Source organism: Pseudomonas sp. GW821-FHT04D07 (assembly GCF_059420225.1).
Genome location: NZ_JBWKTH010000002.1, coordinates 303,248 through 324,973 on the forward strand (window position 1 = coordinate 303,248; position 21,726 = coordinate 324,973).

Genomic DNA, 21,726 nt, shown 5'->3' on the forward strand with positions numbered 1-21,726 from the left:
TCGCCGCCTTGCTCGCCCTCGGCGGCACCCTGCTGGGCATCTACCTGCCGCACAAACGCCTGCAAAGCCGCCTCGATGGCGATGCCCGACAGCTGGAGCAACTGTTTCGCGAACTCTCCGGCGGGAAAGCCGTCAAAGCCTTCAGCTTGAGCCTGCCGCCCCTCAATGGACTGGCTCAGGAACTGGCGCGCTTTTCCTTGCGCAATAGTCACCCCGAACCAGCCGGCAGTGATCCAGACATTGCGATCCGCGGCACCGCAGCGCCGATCCAGGCCGCGACGCCAAGTACTGTCTGGGCCGATCCGCTGTTCCAAGATAGCGACATTCTCGATATCGATATTCTCGACGAACACCAGGATTTCCTGGGAACGGAGCCCCCCCACAGCATGAACAGCATCGCACCTGCCATCCCGAGCTTCCCTGACAGCATCTTCCGCGCCTACGACATCCGCGGCACGATTCCGGAGACCCTGAACGGCGAAACCGCCTACTGGATCGGCCGTGCCATCGGCGCCCAGAGCCTGGCCCAGGGCGAACCCAACGTGTCGGTCGGCCGTGACGGGCGCTTGTCCGGGCCGGAGCTGGTCCAGCAGTTGATCCAGGGTCTGCACGACAGCGGCTGCCACGTCAGCGATGTCGGCCTGGTGCCGACCCCGGCGCTGTACTACGCCGCCAACGTGCTGACCGGCAAGTCCGGGGTAATGCTCACCGGTAGCCACAACCCGTCGAACTACAACGGCTTCAAGATCGTCATCGCCGGCGATACCCTGGCCAACGAGCAAATCCAGGCCCTGCACACCCGCCTCAAGAGCAATGACCTGAGCAGCGGCAAGGGCAGTGTCGAGAAAGTCGACATCCTCACCCCGTACTTCGAGCAGATCTGCAACGACATCGTGCTGGCGAAGAAGCTCAAGGTCGTGGTCGACTGCGGCAACGGTGCCGCCGGGGTCATCGCCCCCAAGCTGATCGAAGCCCTGGGCTGCGAAGTGATCTCGCTGTTCGAAGAGGTCGACGGGCACTTCCCCAATCACCACCCGGACCCGGGCAAACCCGAGAACCTGGTGGACCTGATCGCCAAGGTCAAGGAAAGCCATGCCGACCTGGGCCTGGCCTTCGACGGCGACGGCGACCGCGTCGGCGTGGTGACCAACACCGGCAATATCGTCTTTCCCGACCGCCTGCTGATGCTGTTCGCCAAGGACGTGGTGGCGCGCAACCCGGGTGCGGATATCATTTTCGACGTCAAATGCACTCGCCGCCTGACCCCTTTGATCCGCGAATATGGCGGTCGTCCGGTGATGTGGAAAACCGGCCACTCGCTGATCAAGAAAAAAATGAAGGAAAGCGGCGCGCTGCTCGCCGGCGAAATGAGCGGTCACATCTTCTTCAAGGAGCGCTGGTTCGGTTTCGACGACGGCATCTACAGCGCCGCGCGCCTGCTGGAGATCCTCAGCCAGGAGAAATCCACGGCCGAGGAGCTGTTCGCGACCTTCCCGAACGATATTTCCACGCCGGAAATCAATATCAATGTGACCGACGAGGGCAAATTCAGCATCATTGATGCACTGCAACGCGACGCCGACTGGGGCGACGCCAACCTGACCACCATCGACGGTGTGCGGGTCGACTATCCCCAGGGCTGGGGCCTGGTCCGCGCCTCCAACACCACGCCGGTGCTGGTGCTGCGCTTCGAGGCCGACAGCGAAGCCGAATTGCAGCGCATCAAGGACGTGTTCCACGCCCAATTGAAACGTGTTGCACCTGACCTCCAACTACCGTTCTGACCTTTGGACGGTGTAAAAGCGTAGCCTTTGCACCATCCGACCACTTGTTCCACCGGAGCCCTGAATGACCCTCGAACGCGATGCCGCTGCCAATACCGCCAAGGTTCTTTCCGAAGCGTTGCCTTACATCCGCCGATACGTCGGCAAGACGCTGGTGATCAAGTACGGCGGCAACGCCATGGAAAGCGAAGAGCTGAAAACCGGTTTTGCCCGCGACATCGTGTTGATGAAAGCGGTGGGGATCAACCCGGTGGTGGTCCACGGCGGTGGCCCGCAGATCGGTGACCTGCTCAAGCGCCTGTCCATCGAGAGCCACTTTATCGACGGTATGCGCGTGACCGACGCCCAGACCATGGACGTGGTGGAGATGGTTCTCGGCGGGCAGGTGAACAAGAGCATCGTCAACCTGATCAACCGTCACGGCGGCAGCGCCATCGGCCTGACCGGCAAGGACGCCGAGCTGATCCGCGCGAAAAAGCTCACCGTGACCCGCCAGACCCCGGAAATGACCCAGCCGGAAATCATCGACATCGGCCAGGTCGGCGAAGTGGTCGGGATCAACACCGATCTGCTGAACCTGCTGGTCAAGGGCGACTTCATCCCGGTGATCGCGCCGATCGGCGTCGGCGCCAACGGCGAGTCCTACAACATCAACGCCGACCTGGTGGCGGGCAAGATCGCCGAGGCCCTGAAGGCCGAGAAGTTGATGCTGCTGACCAACATTGCCGGTCTGATGGACAAGGAAGGCAAGGTCCTGACCGGCCTGAGCACCACCCAGGTCGACGATCTGATTGCCGACGGCACCATCTACGGTGGCATGCTGCCGAAGATTCGTTGTGCGCTGGAAGCGGTACAGGGTGGGGTCGGTAGCTCGCTGATCATCGACGGTCGCGTGCCGAATGCGGTGCTGCTGGAGATCTTCACCGATACCGGCATGGGCACTCTGATCAGCAATCGCAAGCGTCACTGATCAAACCGAAACACAGACTGGAAAACACAACACCCCCTGTAGGAGCTGGCTTGCCAGCGATAAGGCCCGCAAGATCTCTGCAAGACTCAAGGGCCTCATCGCCGGCAAGCCGGCTCCCACAGTGATCGCGTCAGCCGTTGTTACGAGCGAAGGGCAAGACCGTATTTAAAGGCTCACGCTGACCACGCCTCAGCGCGTCAACTGCTCAACCCGCGCCCGATCCACCGCGAAATCCTGCTGCGCCTGGACCCGTGCCGCCTGGTAGCGGGCAATATCCGCCCTCATCCGCGCCTGTTCATCCCGCAGCCCCGCGAGTTGCCCCAGCAACTGCGGCGCCACCTCGTGCCCCGCCCGCTCCTGCTCCGCCGCCTGGCCTTGCAAGCTGGCCTGCTGTGCCAGCAAGGCCTGGAGATTGGTCTGGATGCTCGCGATCATCGCGTCCAGCTCGGCGAGCTTTCGGGCCTGGGCCTTGTCGACCTCACCCACGCTGGAGTAACGCTGCAACAGCTGCGCATTGGCATCGGCCTGGGCTTTCTGCGCCTGCAGGCGCGCCAACTCCTCGGCCGTCGGCGCCGGCGCGATCGTCTGCACCACCCGCCCCCGCGAATTCAGCACCTGATAACCCTTGCCCGCGTACTCCGGAGGCACCTGGCGGTCGAGCACGGTGACGCCCTTGCCGTCCACATAGCGATACAGCAGCACGCCGGACGCATCCTCGGCCTGCGCGGCAAAAGACACACAGAGCATCAGAGGCAACCACCAAGACCCGCGGCGCAAGAGAGGTCAGATCCCGTATTGCGCGCGATAAGCCTCAACCGCAGGCAGATGCTGCTTGAGTTGCTCATCGTCGGCGAGGAACTGCAGGACCTGGGTCAGGGAGACAATGCTGACCACCGGAATCGCGAAGTCACGCTCGACTTCCTGGATCGCCGACAGCTCGCCATTGCCGCGTTCCTGGCGGTTGAGCGCGATCAGCACGCCGGCAGGCTTGGCGCCCTGGGCCTGGATGATCTGCATCACCTCGCGGATCGCGGTGCCGGCGGTGATCACGTCATCGATGATCAGCACATCGCCAGCCAATGGCGCGCCGACCAGGCTGCCGCCTTCGCCGTGGGCCTTGGCTTCCTTGCGGTTGAAGCACCAGGGCAGATCCAGCCCGTGATGCTCGGCCAGAGCCACGGCGGTGGTCGCTGCCAGGGGGATGCCTTTGTAGGCCGGACCGAACAGCACGTCAAACGCAATACCGCTCTCGACGATCGCCGCGGCATAGAAACGCCCCAGCTGGGCCAGGGCCGAACCGCTGTTGAACAGGCCGGCATTGAAGAAGTAAGGGCTGGTCCGCCCGGACTTCAGAGTGAACTCACCGAAGCGCAAAACCCCGCGATCGATGGCAAAACGAATGAAATCGCGTTGATACGCCTGCATGAAAAAAGCCCCAAATACCACGGATTTAGCTAATTAGGTAGACCTTGGGGTATCATACACGCACGTGATTTTTGGGGCCATTTATGCGGATCATCAGTGTGAACGTCAATGGTATTCAGGCCGCAGTCGAGCGTGGTTTGCTCAGTTGGCTGCAAGCTCAGAATGCCGACGTCATCTGCCTGCAGGACACCCGCGCCTCCGCCTTTGAACTGGACGACCCAGCCTTCCAACTGGATGGCTACTTCCTTTATGCCTGCGATGCCGAAGTCCCCGCCCAAGGTGGCGTGGCCTTGTATTCGCGGTTGCAACCGAAGGCTGTCATCAGCGGTCTCGGTTTCGAGACGGCAGACCGCTACGGGCGCTACCTGCAAGCCGATTTCGACAAGGTCAGCATCGCGACCTTGCTGCTTCCCTCGGGGCAGAACGGCGATGAAGACTTGAACCAGAAGTTCAAGCTTATGGACGACTTCGCCCGCTATCTGGATAAACAGCGGCGCAAACGGCGCGAATACATCTACTGTGGCTCGCTGTACGTCGCGCAACAGAAGCTGGATATCAAGAACTGGCGTGACAGCCAGCAATCCCCGGGCTTCCTGGCGCCGGAACGGGCCTGGATGGACGAGATTGTCGGCAACATGGGTTATGTCGATGCCCTGCGCGAAGTCAGCCGCGAAGGCGACCAGTACAGCTGGTGGCCGGATAACGAACAGGCCGAGATGCTCAACCTCGGCTGGCGTTTCGACTATCAGCTGCTGACCCCGGGCCTGCGCCGCTTCGTCCGTAGCGCACGGCTGCCGCGCCAGCCGCGTTTCTCGCAGCACGCGCCGCTGATCGTCGACTACGACTGGACGCTGACTATCTAAAGCGTCTTTTCGCAGTGACAAAAAAGCCGACTTCACGTCGGCTTTTTTGCGTGTCGGCGCCAGGCGCTACTTGACCGGCCGCCAGGTGAAGGGATAGCGGTAAGCTACACCCTCATTGGCCTTGACCCCGGCAATGATGGTCAACACCACCGCCGCGATCACCAGCAAGCCGAACAGCGGAATGCCAATCAGGACAAACATCAGCGGGATACAGACCATCGCCGCCACCGCCACGGTGATCTGGAAATTCAGCGCTTCCTTGCCCTGGGCATCGATAAAGGGGTCCTGTTCGCGCTTCATCTGCCACAGAATCAGCGGCCCGATCAGGCTGCCGAACGGAAACCAGTAGCCGAGAAACGCCGACAAATGACAGAACATCGCCCATTGCCTGACCTCCTGGCTCGGGGTGGTTACGGGTAGCTGGTCGTCATTCATCGCGCGCTCCTTATGCTGAAAACGGTTCGAATCCTCAGTCGGCCAAGGCGGCGTTCTGCAATTCGAAGATTTCGTTCATGCCTTTCTGCGCCAACGCCAGCATCGCGTTCAGGTCTTCAGGCTGGAACGGCGCGCCTTCGGCCGTGCCCTGGACTTCGATGAAACCACCGGTGCTGGTCATGACCACGTTCAGGTCGGTCTCGGCCGCCGAGTCTTCCAGGTAGTCCAGGTCAAGCACCGGCTCGCCCTGATACATGCCCACCGATACTGCTGCGATCATCTGCTTGAGCGGGCTACCGCCTTTCAGGCCGCCACGCTTCTTGATCACCGCCAGGGCATCGACCAGCGCGACCATGGCACCCGTGATGGACGCGGTGCGGGTGCCGCCGTCGGCCTGGATCACATCGCAGTCGACATACAGGGTCACGTCGCCCAGCTTGGACATATCCAGCGCGGCACGCAGCGAACGGCCGATCAGGCGCTGGATCTCCAGGGTGCGGCCGCCTTGCTTGCCACGACTGGCTTCACGCTGGTTACGCTCGCCGGTGGCGCGCGGCAGCATGCCGTACTCGGCAGTCAACCAACCCTGGCCCTGACCCTTGAGGAAACGCGGGACACCGTTCTCGACGCTGACCGTGCAGATCACTTTGGTATCACCGAACTCGACCAGTACGGATCCCTCGGCGTGTTTGGTGTAGTTGCGGGTGATGCGGATCGAGCGGAGCTGATCGGCAGCGCGACCACTTGGACGTTTCATCTGGGAATACCTGTACGAGGACGGAAATCTACCGAGCATTATAGAGGCCCGGGACTGTGCTGGGCACCTCTAAATACCTCACACCACCAACCCCTCTGTAGGAGCGAGCTTGCTCGCAAGGGTGGCACAGGCACCGAGGGGCATCAGGCGCACCGCGTTATCGTTAACGCCCATCGCGAGCAAGCTCGCTCCTACAGGTGTTTGGGGGCAACGGCCGCACTGCGCTACAATCCTGCGCCTTTGCTGCCTGTCGGCTTTAATTCATTCATCGGTCTTGCCCGCCCACGCGGCGGCAAACCTGAATCGCGAGGTACTTCCATGGTCCACAGCATGACCGCCTTCGCCCGTGTCGAAAGCGCCGTCAGCCAGGGCACCCTGAGCTGGGAACTGCGCTCGGTCAACAGCCGCTACCTGGAACCCCACCTGCGCTTGCCGGAATCGTTCCGCGACCTCGAAGGCGCGGTTCGCGAAGCCCTGCGCCAGGGCCTGTCCCGCGGCAAGCTGGAATGCACCCTGCGCTTCACCGAGGAAACCACCGGCAAGGCCCTGCAGATTGACCGCGAGCGTGCCACCCAACTGATCGCCGCCGCCGAAACCGTCGCCGCCCTGATCAAGCAGCCCGCCGCGCTGAACCCGCTGGAAGTCCTCGCCTGGCCCGGCGTGCTGGTGGCCGACGCCAGCGACCCGCAGGCCCTGAACAATGAAGCCCTGGCCCTGTTCAACCTGGGCCTCAAGGAACTCAAGAACGGCCGCCAGCGCGAAGGCGCGGAGTTGGCCCGCTTGATCGTCGAGCGCCTGGACGCCATCGAGGGCGACGTCGCGACCCTGCGCGAACAGGTCCCGCAGATGCTCGCCAGCCAGCGCCAGAAAGTCCTCGACCGCTTCGCCGACATGAAGGCCGAGCTGGATCCGACCCGCCTGGAGCAGGAAATGCTCCTGCTGGCGCAGAAAAGCGACGTGGCCGAAGAACTCGACCGCCTCGCCACCCATATCATCGAAGTCCGCCGGGTCCTCAAGTCCGGCGGCGCGGCCGGCCGACGCCTGGACTTCCTGATGCAGGAACTCAACCGCGAAGCCAACACCCTAGGCTCCAAGGCCTTCGACCCGCGCAGCACCCAGGCGGCGGTCAACCTCAAGGTGTTGATCGAGCAAATGCGCGAACAAGTACAGAACATCGAGTAAGGCTAACCCGACATGACCCACAGCACTGGCACCCTCTACATCATTTCCGCACCGTCGGGCGCGGGCAAGACCAGCCTGGTCAAGGCCCTGATCGATGCCGAACCGCAGATCCGCGTCTCGGTCTCGCACACCACCCGCGCCATGCGCCCGGGTGAAGCCAACGGCGTGAACTACCACTTCGTCGACCGCGCCGAGTTCGTGCGTATGGTCGAGCACGGCGATTTCCTCGAACAGGCCGAAGTCTTCGGCAACCTCTACGGCACCTCCCAGAGCCACCTGCAGCAGACCCTGGACGAAGGCCACGACCTGATCCTGGAAATCGACTGGCAGGGCGCCGAGCAAGTGCGCCGGCAAATGCCCGCGGCTCGCTCCATCTTTATCCTGCCGCCGAGCCAGCAAGCCCTGCGCCAGCGCCTGACCAACCGTGGCCAGGACAGCGACGCGATCATCGAAGGGCGGATGCGCGAAGCGGTCAGCGAAATGAGCCACTACGTCGAGTACGATTTCCTGATCATCAACGACGATTTTGCCCACGCACTGGACGATCTGAAGGCGATTTTCCGCGCCAATCGCTTGCAACAGCTGCCCCAGCAACAACATTTCACTCAGCTATTGAGTGAATTGCTGGCATAAGCAACACTTCCCAAAAGCGCCGCGAGGGCTTTACATTGGTACTCGTAGCGCGTTGGCAAGCCGGCTGGGAAAATCAGCGCTTCCCTAAACGCTGGTGATTTTTTAAACTGTTCAGTCCGCTCGCCCATCCGGGTAGCGTGATTACCGCATTTGCTACGAGGAACACCATGGCCCGCGTAACCGTTGAAGACTGCCTAGAACATGTGGCTAACCGTTTTGAGCTGGTCATGCTCTCCACCAAGCGTGCTCGTCAACTGGCGACCGGCGGCAAAGAGCCGAAGCTGGCGTGGGAAAATGACAAACCAACCGTAATGGCGCTGCGGGAAATCGCCGAAGGCTACGTGACGTACGAGTTCATCGCTGAACAGGATATCGTCCATGAAGACCCGGTCTTCGCCGCCTTCGAGGACGAGTCCAACGAGGCCGTCTAAGCCTATGCCTGGTCGACGGAGCACGGCGCAGGGTACAAGGCTTCGGTCGGGGGAAACCTCATGCCGAGCATAGACGCCCTCGCCGATCGCTTATCGACCTACCTCGGCGCCGACCAGGTCAACCTGGTCCGCCGGGCGTACTTTTACGCCGAACAAGCCCATGACGGTCAACGCCGTCGCAGCGGCGAAGCCTACGTCACGCATCCGCTGGCGGTGGCCAATATTCTTGCCGACATGCACATGGACCATCAGAGCCTGATGGCCGCCATGCTCCATGACGTGATCGAAGACACCGGTATCGCCAAGGAAGCGCTGCAAGCGCAGTTCGGTGAAACCGTGGCCGAACTGGTCGACGGGGTCAGCAAACTGACCCAGATGAATTTCGAGACCAAGGCCGAAGCCCAGGCGGAAAACTTCCAGAAAATGGCCATGGCCATGGCCCGCGACATTCGCGTGATCCTGGTCAAGCTGGCCGACCGCCTGCACAACATGCGCACCCTCGAAGTGCTGTCCGGCGAAAAGCGCCGGCGCATCGCCAAGGAAACCCTCGAGATCTATGCGCCCATCGCCAACCGGCTGGGCATGCATGCAATCCGCATCGAATTCGAAGACCTCGGCTTCAAGGCCATGCACCCGATGCGTTCCGCGCGGATCTACCAGGCGGTCAAACGCGCCCGGGGCAACCGCAAGGAAATCGTCAACAAGATCGAAGAGTCCCTGAGCCACTGCCTGGCCGTCGATGAAATCCAGGGCGAGGTCAGCGGACGGCAGAAGCACCTGTACGGTATCTACACCAAGATGCGCGGCAAGCGCCGGGCTTTCAACGAGATCATGGACGTCTACGCGTTCCGGATCATCGTCGACAAGGTCGACACCTGCTATCGGGTCCTCGGTGCGGTACATAACTTGTACAAACCCCTGCCCGGGCGCTTCAAGGACTACATCGCGATTCCCAAGGCCAACGGCTACCAGTCGCTGCACACCACGCTGTTCGGCATGCACGGCGTGCCGATCGAGATCCAGATTCGCACCCGCGAAATGGAAGAGATGGCCAACAACGGCATCGCCGCCCACTGGCTGTACAAGTCCAGCGGCGACGAGCAGCCCAAGGGCACCCATGCCCGGGCCCGCCAGTGGGTCAAGGGCGTGCTGGAAATGCAGCAACGGGCCGGCAACTCCCTGGAATTCATCGAAAGCGTGAAGATCGACCTGTTCCCGGACGAGGTCTATGTGTTCACGCCCAAGGGCCGGATCATGGAGCTGCCAAAAGGCTCCACGGCGGTGGACTTTGCCTACGCGGTGCACACCGACGTCGGCAACAGCTGCATTGCCTGCCGGATCAATCGCCGTCTCGCACCTCTGTCCGAACCGCTGCAAAGCGGCTCCACGGTCGAGATCGTCAGCGCCCCCGGCGCGCGCCCGAACCCGGCCTGGCTGAACTTCGTGGTCACCGGCAAGGCGCGTACGCATATCCGCCACGCCCTGAAACTGCAACGCCGCTCCGAATCCATCAGCCTGGGCGAGCGCCTGCTGAACAAGGTGCTCAACGGTTTCGACAGCGCCCTGGAGAAGATCCCGGGCGAGCGCGTGCAAGCCATGCTTCACGAATACCGCCTGGAACTGATCGAAGACCTGCTGGAAGACATCGGCCTGGGCAATCGCATGGCCTATGTGGTCGCCCGCCGCCTGCTCGGCGAAGGCGAACAACTGCCCAGCCCCGAAGGCCCGCTGGCGATCCGCGGCACCGAAGGCCTGGTGCTCAGCTACGCCAAGTGCTGCACGCCGATCCCGGGCGACCCGATTGTCGGCCACCTGTCCGCCGGCAAAGGCATGGTGGTGCACCTGGACAACTGCCGCAATATCAGCGAAATCCGCCACAATCCGGAAAAATGCATCCAGCTCTCCTGGGCCAAGGATGTCACCGGCGAATTCAACGTCGAGCTGCGCGTCGAGCTGGAACACCAGCGCGGCCTGATCGCCCTGCTGGCCAGCAGCGTCAATGCCGCCGATGGCAATATCGAGAAAATCAGCATGGACGAACGCGATGGTCGTATCAGCGTGGTCCAACTGGTGGTCAGCGTGCACGACCGCGTGCACCTGGCCCGCGTGATCAAGAAACTGCGCGCCCTGACCGGGGTGATCCGTATCACCCGCATGCGCGCATAGCTCACTTATATAGCCTGTCCACGTAGCCGCCCATTACAAGGAACCTGTTCATGAGCAAGACCGTTATCAGCAGCGACAAAGCCCCAGCCGCCATCGGCACCTACTCCCAGGCGATCAAGGCCGGCAATACCGTCTACATGTCCGGCCAGATTCCCCTGGACCCGAAGACCATGGAACTGGTGGAGGGCTTCGAAGCCCAGACCGTGCAGGTCTTCGAAAACCTCAAGGCCGTGGCCGAAGCAGCGGGCGGGTCGTTCAAGGACATCGTCAAGCTGAACATCTTCCTCACCGACCTGAGCCACTTCGCCAAGGTCAACGAGATCATGGGCAAGTACTTCCAACAGCCCTACCCGGCCCGCGCCGCCATCGGCGTTGCCGCCCTGCCACGCGGCTCGCAAGTCGAGATGGACGCGATCCTGGTCCTCGAGTAACTGCCAGCCACGCCGCCCTCGAACAACCCCGCACTGCCTGGTGCCGCTTCTTGCGCTGCACCAGCTTCGTCTGCAAAGGATTCCACCATGCGCAAAGCGCTTGCCTTCTCGGTGTTTGCCCTCCTGCTTGGCGGCTGCGCCAGCGACCCCGCCAAATACGACATCAGCGGCACCTGGATCAACCAGGTCGCCATCGATGCCGCCGTTAAAAAGGGCAGCTTGCGCGAAGCCCTGGAAACCTATGGGCCGAACCTGGAATGGAGCATCGACACCCGTAACGGCCAGGCCCGCTACAGCAACGGTTTCGAGCGCCCCGAGGGTCATGTACGCGCGGACGGCAAGCAATGGCATGTCGATTTCTATGGCAGCGCCGGTACTGCACTGACCCGCGACGGCAAGGAACTGATCCAGGGCGCCAGCGATTCGGAGCCTGAACAGCCGTTCGTGCGCGCCGAAACCGAACTACCGGCCAACGCCCCGGTGGGCGCCAGCTTCGAACAGGCCTTGTACGCAGCCTACATGGGTGGCGACTGGAAGATCAGCAACGGCCCGGGCGAAGGCGGCCAGGTGAAATTCCTCGCGGACGGACGCCTCGAAGGCCTGCCCGGCGCCGACCGCTATGCACTGTGCCTGGCTGGCGATTGCGCCTCCATGAGCGGTGAGAACGACAGCATCTGGTTGCAGCAAGGCAGCAAGGGCGCCGCCTGGATCTTCGTGCGCAAGGGCAAGCAACTGGAAATCTTCCAGGCGCTGAACTCGGCCCAGCCCGATGAACAGCCGCAGCTCAACCCGGGCCCTCGCCAGTGGTTGCTGGAGAAATAATCCTACGCGCCGTGCCGCACACCCTGTGGGAGCCGGCTTGCCGGCGATGAGGCCCTTGAGCCTTGCATCGGCCTTACGGCCGCCATCGCCGGCAAGCCGGCTCCTACACGGGCGGGTTTCGCTTCAACTAGCAACGGCCTTCAAGAATCGCCGCATAGCCCTCGCGGAAACTCGGATAACGCGGCGCCCAACCCAGGGCCCGCGCCCGTGCATTGCTGCAGCGCTTGCTGCCGGTGCGGCGCACGCTGGCATCCTCCGCCCACTCGGTCACCCCCAAGTACTCGCGCAGCCAGCCCACCACCTCGGCCAACGGCGCCGGCGCATCATCAACACCGATGTAGCAGTCCTCCAGTGCCTTCCCGGCATGATCAGCCTCCAACAGGAACGCCAACAACCCGGCCGCATCGTCGACGTGAATCCGATTGCCATATAAAGGCGGCTCGACCGCCACCCGATAACCGCGCCGGACCTGGGTCAACAACCACTCGCGACCCGGACCGTAGATGCCGGTCAGGCGCACCCGGGTCGCCGGAATGCCGCTGTCCAACGCTACCTGCTCGGCCTCCAGCATCAAACGCCCGGAATAGCCGTCGGCTTCGGTCGGTGCCGTCTCGTCGACCCACTCGCCCGCCTGCTGTACATACACACTGCTGCTGGATACGAACAGCAGGCGTCGCGGCTGCTGGCCCGACTGCCTGAGCCAACTCAATACATGCCGCAAACCATCGACGTAGGCTGCTCGATAACCGGCCTCATCGTGCTCGGTCGCGGCGGCGCAATACACCAGGTAATCCAGCGGGCCGTCCGGCCAGGTAGCGGGTCGTTGCTCGACGAACAGATCAGCCGCCACCCCCAGGACACCCTCCGGCAAACGCGCGACCGAACGGCGCAGGCCATGTACCCGCCAACCTTGAGCGAGCAACTGCGTCGCCAGGCGGCTACCGACATCGCCGCAACCGGCAATCAGAACAGAAGGAGCAGACATCACGGATCTCCAGGAAAAAAGCCACGAACCAGCGCTGGAAATTGACCAGCAATTAGCAATGGAAGAAAAAAAGAGAAGCTATTGCTTTTGTTAACAAGAAGTATTTGCAATAATGCACAACCCAATGTTCTCGGCCCCACGAGGCCTGGAAGGACAAGACCCTCTTCATATCTTCTCTCAGGTCCGGCCAGCATGACACGCAATAAACGCCTCGCTTCGTCACCCCTGCCCCACAGCTCATCGCGCGCCTGGCGCTCGACAGCGGTCTTGCTGCTCAGCCTGGTGCTGGCGCCGACCGTGACATTCGCCGATGAAGCAGCAGCGCACGCCCCAGCGGCGGCTGTCGCCCCGACCCCGGTCGATCATGCCGCACCTGTCGCCACCCCAACCGCCATGACTCCGCTCCAGGCCGAGAATGCCACAGCGAGCGACGCTACGGATGCCGACGCCCTGCCGGCCGAAGACAACAGCCTGGGCATGGCCCACGACCTGTCCCCTTGGGGCATGTACAAGAACGCCGACATCATCGTCAAGATCGTGATGATCGGCCTGGCCATCGCCTCGATCATCACCTGGACCCTCTGGATTGCCAAAGGCTTCGAACTGCTGGGCGCCAAGCGTCGCCTGCGCCGTGAGACGCTCGCCCTGAAAAAGGCCCGCACCCTCAAGGAAGCCAGCGACACCGCCAACCAGCAGGGCACCCTTGCCCACCTGCTGGTGCATGACGCCCTGGAAGAAATTCGCCTGTCGGTCAACTGCCGCGAGAAAGAAGGCATCAAGGAGCGTGTCAGCTTCCGCCTCGAGCGCCTGGTCGCCGCCTGCGGTCGCAATATGAGCAGCGGCACCGGCGTGCTCGCCACCATCGGTTCCACCGCGCCCTTCGTCGGCCTGTTCGGTACCGTGTGGGGCATCATGAACAGCTTCATCGGTATCGCCAAGACCCAGACCACCAACCTTGCCGTGGTCGCCCCGGGGATCGCCGAAGCCCTGCTGGCCACCGCCCTGGGCCTGGTCGCGGCCATCCCGGCCGTGGTGATCTACAACGTCTTCGCCCGCTCCATCGCCGGTTACAAGGCCCAGGTCTCCGACGCTTCGGCCCAGGTCCTGCTGCTGGTCAGCCGCGACCTCGACCACCTGCCGCCCGAGCGCTCCACGCAAACGCCGCATATGGTGAAAGTGGGGTAATCAGCCATGGGCCTGCATTTGAACGAAGGCGGCGACGATCTCGCCGAAAACCACGAAATCAACGTCACGCCGTTTATCGACGTGATGCTGGTACTGCTGATCATCTTCATGGTCGCCGCACCCCTGGCCACCGTCGACATCAAGGTCGACCTGCCCGCCTCCAGCGCCAAGCCGGCACCGCGACCGGAAAAGCCGGTGTTCCTCAGCGTCAAGGCCGACCAGCGTCTGTTTCTCGGTGAAGACGAAGTCAAGGCCGAGGCCCTGGGCCCGACCCTCGACGCCCGGACCCACGGCAAGAAGGACACGACCATTTTCTTCCAGGCCGATAAAGGCGTGGATTACGGCGACCTGATGCGCGTGATGGATGCCCTGCGCGCCGCCGGTTACCTGAAGGTCGGCCTGGTCGGGCTCGAGACGGCAGCCAAGCAATGACCAATACCCGCCAAAAGCTGACGCGTTACGGCGCCAGCCTGGGCTTGGTGCTGGGCATTCATGCGCTGGCGATCATCGCCACGCTGAACTGGTCGGTGTCCAAGCCCATCGAGCTGCCACCCCAGGCGATGATGGTCGAACTGGCGCCACTGCCCCCAGCCCCGCCGCCGCCAGCACCGCCCAAGGTGCTCACCCCGCCACCGCCGCCCGCGCCCGTGGAAGAGTTGCCGTTGCCCAAGCTGGCCGAAGCACCGAAACCGACGATTTCGGTGCCCAAGCCGGTCAAGCCGAAACCCAAGCCACAGCCGCCCAAGCCGCAGGTGAAACCGGAGCCGGTGAAGGAAAAACCGACCGAAGAGAAACCCGCCGACACGCCGCCAACCCAGGCGCCAGCGGAAAAATCCGCGGCGCCGGCGCCAGGCCCTGCGCCCCAGCAGGTCGCCGCGAAAGCCAGTTGGGAAGGCACCTTGCTAGCCCACCTGGGCAAGTACAAGAAGTACCCGCCGGCGGCGCAATCACGCGGCAAGGAAGGTCTGAACCGTCTGCGCTTCGTGGTCGATGCCGAAGGCAAGGTGCTTTCGTATGAGTTGGTGGGCCGTTCGGGCAACGCTGATCTGGACCGGGCCACCCTGGAAATGATCCGTCGCGCCCAACCGCTGCCCAAGCCGCCGGCCGATATGCTGACCAACGGCAGCATCGAGATCGTCGCGCCGTTCGTCTACTCCATCGACAAGCGCTCCCGCTAGGCGCCTGTAAACAGGCGGGAACCGCACAACAGCAGGCCTGGCGCCTGGTGGGAGCAGGGTTGCTGTGGGAGCGGAGCTTGCCCACGAAGCTTTTAGCGGTCTTGACGGCCTCTTCGCGGGCAAGCTCCACTCCCACAAAAGCTCCGCCCTCCACAGTTTCGCGTCCTATCACCCGCACAAAAACCCACTAAAACCGACATGAACGACAATCGTCGTTCTTCCTGCGTCTGATAACGTGCGTCTATCGATTGCAGCCGTTATGCTTGGCCCGGCAACCTCATGGACGCTCGCTATGACTCTTACAGAACTACGCTATATCGTCACTCTTGCCCAGGAACAACACTTTGGCCACGCGGCCGAGCGTTGTCACGTCAGTCAGCCGACCCTGTCGGTAGGCGTGAAAAAGCTCGAGGACGAACTCGGTGTGCTGATTTTCGAGCGCAGCAAGAGTGCCGTGCGCCTGACCCCCGTCGGCGAAACCATCGTTGCCCAGGCGCAGAAGGTCCTTGAACAGGCCCAAGGCATCCGTGAACTGGCCCAGGCCGGGAAAAACCAGCTGACCGCCCCGCTGAAAGTCGGCGCGATCTACACCGTCGGCCCCTACCTGTTCCCGCACCTGATCCCGCAACTGCACCGGGTCGCCCCGCAGATGCCGTTGTACATCGAGGAAAATTTCACCCACGTGCTGCGCGACAAGCTGCGCAACGGCGAACTGGACGCGGTGATCATCGCCCTGCCGTTCAATGAAGCCGACGTGCTGACCCTACCGCTCTACGACGAGCCGTTCTACGTATTGATGCCGGCCTCGCACCCCTGGACCAAGAAGGAAACCATCGACAGCGCCCTGCTCAACGACAAGAGCCTGCTGCTGCTGGGCGAAGGCCACTGCTTCCGCGACCAGGTCCTCGAAGCCTGTCCGACCCTGGGCAAGGGCGGCGACGCCGCCAAGCACACCACGGTTGAGTCCAGTTCCCTGGAAACCATCCGCCACATGGTCGCCTCTGGCCTGGGCATTTCGGTCCTGCCGCTGTCGGCGGTGGACAGCCATCACTACGCCGCTGGCGTGATCGAAGTGCGTCCGCTGACGCCACCGGTGCCGTTCCGCACCGTGGCCATCGCCTGGCGCGCCAGCTTCCCGCGGCCCAAGGCGATTGAAATCCTCGCTGACTCGATCCGCCTGTGCTCGGTGGTCAAACCTCCCGTAGCGAGCTGATCGACGTGGCTGAACTGTCGCAAGTGTCGGTCACGGCGCTCAAGGGCGTCGGCGCGGCCATGGCCGAGAAGCTGGCCAAGGTCGGCCTGGAGAATATCCAGGACGTGCTGTTCCACCTGCCCCTGCGCTACCAGGACCGCACGCGCGTGGTGCCCATCGGTGCCTTGCGCCCGGGCCAGGACGCGGTGATCGAAGGCGTGGTCAGCGGCGCCGACGTGGTCATGGGCAAGCGCCGCAGCCTGTTGGTGCGCCTCAACGACGGCACCGGCAGCCTGAGCCTGCGCTTCTACCATTTCAGCACCGCGCAAAAGGACGGCCTCAAGCGTGGCACCCACCTGCGCTGCTATGGCGAAGCCCGCCCCGGCGCCTCCGGCCTGGAAATCTACCACCCGGAATACCGCGCCATCAGCGGCGACGAACCGCCGCCGGTGGACAGCACCCTGACGCCGATCTACCCGCTGACCGAAGGTCTGACCCAGCAACGCCTGCGTCAGCTCTGCCTGCAAAGCCTGGCAATGCTCGGCCCGCGCAGCCTGCCGGACTGGCTGCCGCAGGAACTGGCCCGCGACTACCAGTTGGCACCGCTGGACGAAGCCATCCGCTACCTGCACCAGCCGCCCGCGGATGCCGACGTCGATGAACTCGCCCTCGGCCATCACTGGGCCCAACACCGCCTGGCTTTCGAAGAATTGCTGACGCATCAGTTGTCCCAGCAACGCCTGCGCGAAAGCCTGCGAGCCCTGCGCGCACCGGCCCTGCCGAGAGCGCAACGGCTGCCCGGGCAGTTTCTCGCCAACCTCGGTTTCCCGCCGACCGGCGCCCAGCAACGGGTCGGCAACGAAGTGGCCTACGACCTCAGCCAGCCGGAACCAATGCTGCGCCTGATCCAGGGCGATGTTGGCGCCGGCAAGACCGTGGTCGCCGCCCTGGCCGCCTTGCAGGCCCTGGAAGCCGGTTACCAGGTGGCCCTGATGGCGCCGACCGAGATCCTCGCCGAACAGCACTTCCTCAACTTCCAGCGCTGGCTGGCACCGCTGGGCATCGAAACTGCCTGGCTGGCCGGCAAGCTCAAGGGCAAGGCCCGCGTCGCCGCCCTGGAGCAGATCAGCAGCGGTACGCCGATGGTGGTCGGCACCCACGCGCTGTTCCAGGACGAAGTGCAGTTCAAGAACCTGGCCCTGGCGATCATCGACGAACAGCACCGCTTTGGCGTCCAGCAGCGCCTGGCGCTACGCCAGAAAGGCGTCGGCGGGCGGATGTGCCCGCACCAGTTGATCATGACTGCCACGCCCATCCCACGGACGCTGGCCATGAGCGCCTATGCCGACCTCGATACCTCGATCCTCGACGAACTGCCGCCAGGCCGCACGCCGGTGAACACCGTGCTGGTGACCGACAGTCGGCGTTTCGAAGTGGTGGAGCGGGTGCGGGCCGCCTGCGCCGAAGGCCGCCAGGCCTATTGGGTCTGCACCTTGATCGAAGAGTCCGAAGAGCTCACCTGCCAGGCCGCCGAAACCACCTTCGAAGAGCTCACCGCGGCCCTCGGTGAATTGCGCGTCGGATTGATCCACGGCCGCATGAAACCGGCGGAAAAGGCGGCGGTGATGGCCGAATTCAAGGCCGGCGCCCTGCAACTGCTGGTGGCGACCACGGTGATCGAGGTCGGCGTCGACGTACCCAACGCCAGCCTGATGATCATCGAGAACCCCGAACGCCTGGGCCTGGCGCAACTGCACCAACTGCGTGGCCGGGTCGGTCGCGGTAGCGCCGCCAGCCACTGCGTGCTGCTCTACCATCCGCCGCTGTCACAGATCGGGCGCCAACGCCTGGGTATCATGCGCGAGACCAACGACGGCTTCATCATCGCCGAGAAGGATCTGGAGCTGCGCGGCCCCGGGGAAATGCTCGGCACTCGCCAGACCGGGCTCCTGCAATTCAAGGTCGCCGACCTGATGCGCGACGCCGACCTGCTGCCAGCGGTCCGCGATGCCGCGCAAGCCCTGATGACACGCTGGCCGCAGCATGTCAGCCCGCTCCTGGAGCGCTGGCTGCGCCACGGCCAGCAATACGGCCAAGTGTGATAGACCTCACAGTTTATGGACCATTAGGGCGGCCAAGCTGGTTATACTGGGGAAATTGTAGGAACCCGGATACAGACCATGACAGAAGTTGCCTTCATCGATGCAACCCCGCACACCCCGTCTGTGGTCCGGCTGCTGCTCGACAAGCTCGCCATCCGCTATAGCGAGGTCCCGGACCACCTTGGTCTGCCGGCCGCGCGCAAGGTCCAGGCCGTGCTGCTCGACGATGCAGTCGGCGCACTCATGGTCCTGTTTCCCCAGGACCAACTGCTCGATCTCAATCGCCTGACCGAATTGACCGGCCGGCGCCTGACAGCGGTGCCCACCGAACGCATGGAGCGCATGCTCGGCAAACACAACCTGCACCTGCTGCCGGGCCTGCCTGGACTGACCAGCTCACCGTGCCTGTACGAAGAGCAGTTGCTGCGTGAACCGAACCTGCTGATCGACTCTGGCGAAGCCGGGCTGCTGCTGGAAATCTCCAGCGACGACTTCAAGAGCATGCTGAGCAAGGCCAGCGCCGCCAGTTTCGGCGAGTCCGTGGCCGATATCCGCCCCAACCTCGACCGCCCGCACGATGACCGCGAGGAAATCACCCAGGCCGTGCAAGCCTTCACCGCGCGGAGGATCCAGCAGCGTCTGGAAGCGACCATCGAGATTCCGCCACTGGCGGAAACCGCGCAAAAGATCATCAAGCTGCGGGTCGACCCCGACGCGACCATCGACGACATCACCGGCGTGGTCGAAACCGACCCGTCGCTGGCGGCCCAGGTGGTGAGTTGGGCGGCTTCACCCTACTACGCCTCGCCGGGCAAGATCCGTTCGGTGGAAGACGCGATTGTCCGCGTGCTCGGTTTCGATCTGGTGATCAACCTGGCGCTGGGCCTGGCCCTGGGCAAGACCCTGAGCCTGCCCAAGGACCACCCGCAACACAGCACGCCTTACTGGCAGCAATCGATCTACACCGCCGCGGTGATCGAAGGCCTGACCCGTGCCATGCCGCGCGCCCAACGCCCGGAAGCCGGCCTGACCTACCTGGCCGGGTTGCTGCACAACTTCGGCTACCTGCTGCTGGCCCATGTTTTCCCGCCGCATTTCTCGCTGATCTGCCGACACCTGGAGGTCAACCCGCACCTGTGCCACAGCTATATCGAGCAGCATTTGCTGGGCATCAGCCGCGAGCAGATCGGGGCCTGGCTGATGCGCTATTGGGATATGCCGGAGGAACTGTCCACCGCGCTGCGCTTCCAGCATGACCCGGGCTACGACGGCGACTATGCCGCCTATCCGAACCTGGTGTGCCTGGCCGTGCGCCTGCTGCGCAGCCGCAATATCGGCTCGGGCCCCGACGAAGAAATTCCGGATGCCTTGCTTGAGCGCCTGGGACTGACCCGCGACAAGGCCGATGATGTGGTGAACAAGGTGCTGGAAGCCGAAGTGCTGTTGCGCGAACTGGCTTCGCAGTTCAGCCAGGGCTAAAGCGGCGCCTGGAACACCGCTATCGCCGGCAAGCCGGCTCCTACAGTGTCCGGGGCGTCTACACAATCTGTGATCGACGCTGAACCTGTGGGAGCTGGCTTGCCAGCGATGGCGCCCGCACAGCCAGCGCAAAACCTGAAGACCTCATCGCCGGCAAGCCGGCTCCCACAAGGTTGCGCAAGACACCTGCAGCTCAGGCCTTCTTCCGCGGCTTGAGGTACTTCATCAAGCCCTGGAACCAGATCACCAGCGCCGGATTACCCTTGATCTGGATCGACTTGTCCTGAATCCCCGTCATGAACGCCAGTTGCTTGTTCTTCGCCTGCAACGTGGCGAAGCCATAGGCGGCGTCCTTGAAGGCGATGGCAAACGCCGGCTCCGGATACACCCCGGACTGGCTGCTGATGCGCTGATCCTTGACGATAAAGTGACGGGCGACCTTGCCGTCGAGCGTCTGCAGTTGGAACACCAGGCCCTTGTCGGCCAATTGCTGCTGGAAGGCGGGGTTTTTACGGCTGGCCCGGGCCATCAACAGACCCAGTGCCCAGAGAAGAAAACGAAATTTCATGCACACAGCCTCGGCAGAAAAGATAAACAGCCGGCGCAGTGTAGCGCGTTACTTGAAGAACGCCACCGATCTCCCGTTTTACCCGGGAGATCGACTGGCGTTTAACGCTTATACCGACAAATTGTCAGACGATCCGTCCATCACGCGTTCGGGCAAGGAACCGGTGCCCAATCGCCCAGGTCCGGGTTCTTGCACATGCTGTTGACCTGGGACTGACCGCTGGTGGCCACGTCCTGGCTCGCGGCTTTCTTGGCATTGGCGTCCTGCAGGGTCTTCTCGGTGGCCACGGCTTCTTTCGGCACGGTCGGTAGCACCGGCTTCTTCGCCACTTTCACCTTCTTGCCCTTGGTGGTGGTCGGCGCGACAACCGGGTTGGTGTCGGCGGTCGCCACGGTGACCACGTCGGTACGCTGTACGCCGACCTGCTGCAGGTCCTTCTCGTAAGCCTGGGTGTAGTTGTTCAGGTCTTCGGAGGCGCGCCCGTTCACGGCGACGATCAGGTCATTGGACTCTTTCAGGCCCGAGACGATTTCCGCCAGGCGCTTGCGGCCTTCGGCGTCGCCGATGGTCTTGGCCTTGCGCGCCGAGACCAGGTTGGCGAACTCACGCTGGTAGCAGCTCTGCGAGGCCTTGGCGTAGGCCGTGTTGCGATCCATGTCGGCGGCGCTTTTGTTGATGTCCTGGGCATAGGAGCCGATGCGCTGGTTGTCATCGGTGATCTGCTTCTGTTTCTCGGTGTAGTAGCCCGCCGCACCACCCACCAACGCGCCGCCAGCCGCGCCGATGGCCGCATTGCGCCCGCGCTTGGCGGAGTCGTCGCCGGTCAGCGCGCCAAGGGCCGCACCGCCCAACGCACCAAGCACCGCGCCAGTGGCGACGGACTTGGTCATGTCCGAGTCAGTGGCGCGCAGGTGCTGCACCGGCTCGTAGCAGGTCGGGTAGTACTCGACCTTGGTGGTCGCGCCGACTTTCGAGGTCGGCGAAGTGGCGCAACCGCCCATCAGCACGGTGCTGAATCCGGCGGCAACCCACAACGCGGCACGGCACTTGGAGGTCGAAACAAGGGGTTTGCTGGAGAAGATCATGTTCATGTTCCCTTTTTTGGTTTGACTTGCCCGGTACGGCACCCTGCCGTCCG

At 63.2% G+C, this 21,726-nt stretch carries 22 protein-coding genes; 15 read left to right on the plus strand and 7 right to left on the minus strand.

Features of this window, described 5'->3' with window-relative positions; all coding sequences use genetic code 11:
* Window positions 1-386: 386 nt before the first annotated feature.
* Complete coding sequence (locus AC07T0_RS04990; RefSeq protein WP_495000298.1) at window positions 387-1,784, plus strand: phosphomannomutase/phosphoglucomutase; 1,398 nt, start codon at window positions 387-389, stop codon at window positions 1,782-1,784.
* Window positions 1,785-1,848: 64 nt separating this feature from the next.
* On the plus strand, window positions 1,849-2,754 hold the full coding sequence (argB, locus tag AC07T0_RS04995) for an acetylglutamate kinase (protein WP_177094030.1): 906 nt from the start codon (window positions 1,849-1,851) through the stop codon (window positions 2,752-2,754).
* A 189-nt stretch (window positions 2,755-2,943) separates the two neighbouring features.
* Here the strand turns inward: argB and AC07T0_RS05000 are convergent, their stop codons facing one another.
* A complete protein-coding gene (locus AC07T0_RS05000; protein ID WP_495000125.1) occupies window positions 2,944-3,501 on the minus strand; it encodes a DUF4124 domain-containing protein in 558 nt (185 codons plus the stop codon).
* 36 nt (window positions 3,502-3,537) lie between these two features.
* On the minus strand, window positions 3,538-4,179 hold the full coding sequence (pyrE, locus tag AC07T0_RS05005) for an orotate phosphoribosyltransferase (protein ID WP_495000126.1): 642 nt from the start codon (window positions 4,177-4,179) through the stop codon (window positions 3,538-3,540).
* A gap of 83 nt (window positions 4,180-4,262) precedes the next feature.
* Here pyrE and crc point away from each other — a divergent pair, with 83 nt between their 5' ends.
* Window positions 4,263-5,042, plus strand: a complete 780-nt coding sequence (crc, locus tag AC07T0_RS05010; RefSeq protein WP_003176915.1) for a catabolite repression control protein Crc — start codon at window positions 4,263-4,265, stop codon at window positions 5,040-5,042.
* A 66-nt stretch (window positions 5,043-5,108) separates the two neighbouring features.
* Here crc and AC07T0_RS05015 read toward each other — a convergent pair whose 3' ends face one another.
* Both AC07T0_RS05015 and rph read right to left on the minus strand, forming a co-directional pair.
* Window positions 5,109-5,477 (minus strand): DUF4870 domain-containing protein, encoded by a 369-nt coding sequence (locus AC07T0_RS05015; RefSeq protein WP_495000127.1) that lies wholly within the window; start codon window positions 5,475-5,477, stop codon window positions 5,109-5,111.
* A gap of 34 nt (window positions 5,478-5,511) precedes the next feature.
* Window positions 5,512-6,234: a ribonuclease PH gene (gene rph, locus AC07T0_RS05020; RefSeq protein ID WP_442438297.1), complete on the minus strand. Its 723-nt coding sequence runs from the start codon at window positions 6,232-6,234 to the stop codon at window positions 5,512-5,514.
* A gap of 318 nt (window positions 6,235-6,552) precedes the next feature.
* On the opposite strand from rph, the gene AC07T0_RS05025 reads away from it, so the two are divergent.
* From AC07T0_RS05025 to AC07T0_RS05050, 6 genes are all read left to right on the plus strand, one after another.
* A complete protein-coding gene (locus AC07T0_RS05025; protein WP_495000128.1) occupies window positions 6,553-7,416 on the plus strand; it encodes a YicC/YloC family endoribonuclease in 864 nt (287 codons plus the stop codon).
* A 12-nt stretch (window positions 7,417-7,428) separates the two neighbouring features.
* Window positions 7,429-8,049: a guanylate kinase gene (gene gmk / locus AC07T0_RS05030; RefSeq protein WP_103499222.1), complete on the plus strand. Its 621-nt coding sequence runs from the start codon at window positions 7,429-7,431 to the stop codon at window positions 8,047-8,049.
* A gap of 167 nt (window positions 8,050-8,216) precedes the next feature.
* Complete coding sequence (rpoZ, locus tag AC07T0_RS05035) at window positions 8,217-8,480, plus strand: DNA-directed RNA polymerase subunit omega (protein ID WP_100942187.1); 264 nt, start codon at window positions 8,217-8,219, stop codon at window positions 8,478-8,480.
* Between the two features lie 60 nt (window positions 8,481-8,540).
* Window positions 8,541-10,646 carry a bifunctional GTP diphosphokinase/guanosine-3',5'-bis pyrophosphate 3'-pyrophosphohydrolase gene (gene spoT / locus AC07T0_RS05040; protein WP_495000129.1) on the plus strand — a complete coding sequence of 702 codons (2,106 nt, stop codon included), beginning with the start codon at window positions 8,541-8,543 and terminating at the stop codon, window positions 10,644-10,646.
* A 50-nt stretch (window positions 10,647-10,696) separates the two neighbouring features.
* Window positions 10,697-11,077: a RidA family protein gene (locus AC07T0_RS05045; RefSeq protein WP_040071713.1), complete on the plus strand. Its 381-nt coding sequence runs from the start codon at window positions 10,697-10,699 to the stop codon at window positions 11,075-11,077.
* Between the two features lie 87 nt (window positions 11,078-11,164).
* Window positions 11,165-11,899, plus strand: coding sequence for a putative periplasmic lipoprotein (locus AC07T0_RS05050; RefSeq protein ID WP_495000130.1), 735 nt, complete (start codon window positions 11,165-11,167; stop codon window positions 11,897-11,899).
* 127 nt (window positions 11,900-12,026) lie between these two features.
* On the opposite strand, the gene AC07T0_RS05055 is transcribed toward AC07T0_RS05050, so the two are convergent.
* Window positions 12,027-12,884, minus strand: a complete 858-nt coding sequence (locus AC07T0_RS05055) for an SDR family oxidoreductase (protein WP_495000131.1) — start codon at window positions 12,882-12,884, stop codon at window positions 12,027-12,029.
* Window positions 12,885-13,076: 192 nt separating this feature from the next.
* Between AC07T0_RS05055 and exbB the strand changes: the two genes are divergently transcribed.
* The 6 genes from exbB to AC07T0_RS05085 all read left to right on the plus strand — a co-directional run bounded on the left by exbB (window position 13,077) and on the right by AC07T0_RS05085 (window position 20,020).
* Window positions 13,077-14,069, plus strand: coding sequence for a tonB-system energizer ExbB (gene exbB / locus AC07T0_RS05060; protein ID WP_495000132.1), 993 nt, complete (start codon window positions 13,077-13,079; stop codon window positions 14,067-14,069).
* Between the two features lie 6 nt (window positions 14,070-14,075).
* The gene (exbD, locus tag AC07T0_RS05065; protein WP_495000133.1) at window positions 14,076-14,501 is read left to right on the plus strand and encodes a TonB system transport protein ExbD; all 426 of its coding nucleotides are present in this window, start codon (window positions 14,076-14,078) and stop codon (window positions 14,499-14,501) included.
* Complete coding sequence (locus tag AC07T0_RS05070; protein WP_495000134.1) at window positions 14,498-15,247, plus strand: energy transducer TonB family protein; 750 nt, start codon at window positions 14,498-14,500, stop codon at window positions 15,245-15,247. Before exbD ends, AC07T0_RS05070 begins: the two co-directional genes overlap by 4 nt.
* A gap of 292 nt (window positions 15,248-15,539) precedes the next feature.
* Complete coding sequence (locus AC07T0_RS05075) at window positions 15,540-16,460, plus strand: hydrogen peroxide-inducible genes activator (protein WP_495000135.1); 921 nt, start codon at window positions 15,540-15,542, stop codon at window positions 16,458-16,460.
* Between the two features lie 5 nt (window positions 16,461-16,465).
* Entirely contained in the window at window positions 16,466-18,541 is a 2,076-nt protein-coding gene (recG, locus tag AC07T0_RS05080; RefSeq protein WP_495000299.1) for an ATP-dependent DNA helicase RecG, read from the plus strand.
* 78 nt (window positions 18,542-18,619) lie between these two features.
* A complete protein-coding gene (locus AC07T0_RS05085) occupies window positions 18,620-20,020 on the plus strand; it encodes an aminoacyl-tRNA deacylase and HDOD domain-containing protein (protein ID WP_495000136.1) in 1,401 nt (466 codons plus the stop codon).
* A 193-nt stretch (window positions 20,021-20,213) separates the two neighbouring features.
* On the opposite strand, the gene AC07T0_RS05090 is transcribed toward AC07T0_RS05085, so the two are convergent.
* Window positions 20,214-20,588, minus strand: coding sequence for a helicase (locus tag AC07T0_RS05090; protein WP_495000137.1), 375 nt, complete (start codon window positions 20,586-20,588; stop codon window positions 20,214-20,216).
* A gap of 140 nt (window positions 20,589-20,728) precedes the next feature.
* Window positions 20,729-21,673 (minus strand): type VI secretion system-associated lipoprotein TagQ, encoded by a 945-nt coding sequence (gene tagQ, locus AC07T0_RS05095; RefSeq protein WP_495000138.1) that lies wholly within the window; start codon window positions 21,671-21,673, stop codon window positions 20,729-20,731.
* Window positions 21,674-21,726: the final 53 nt, after the last annotated feature.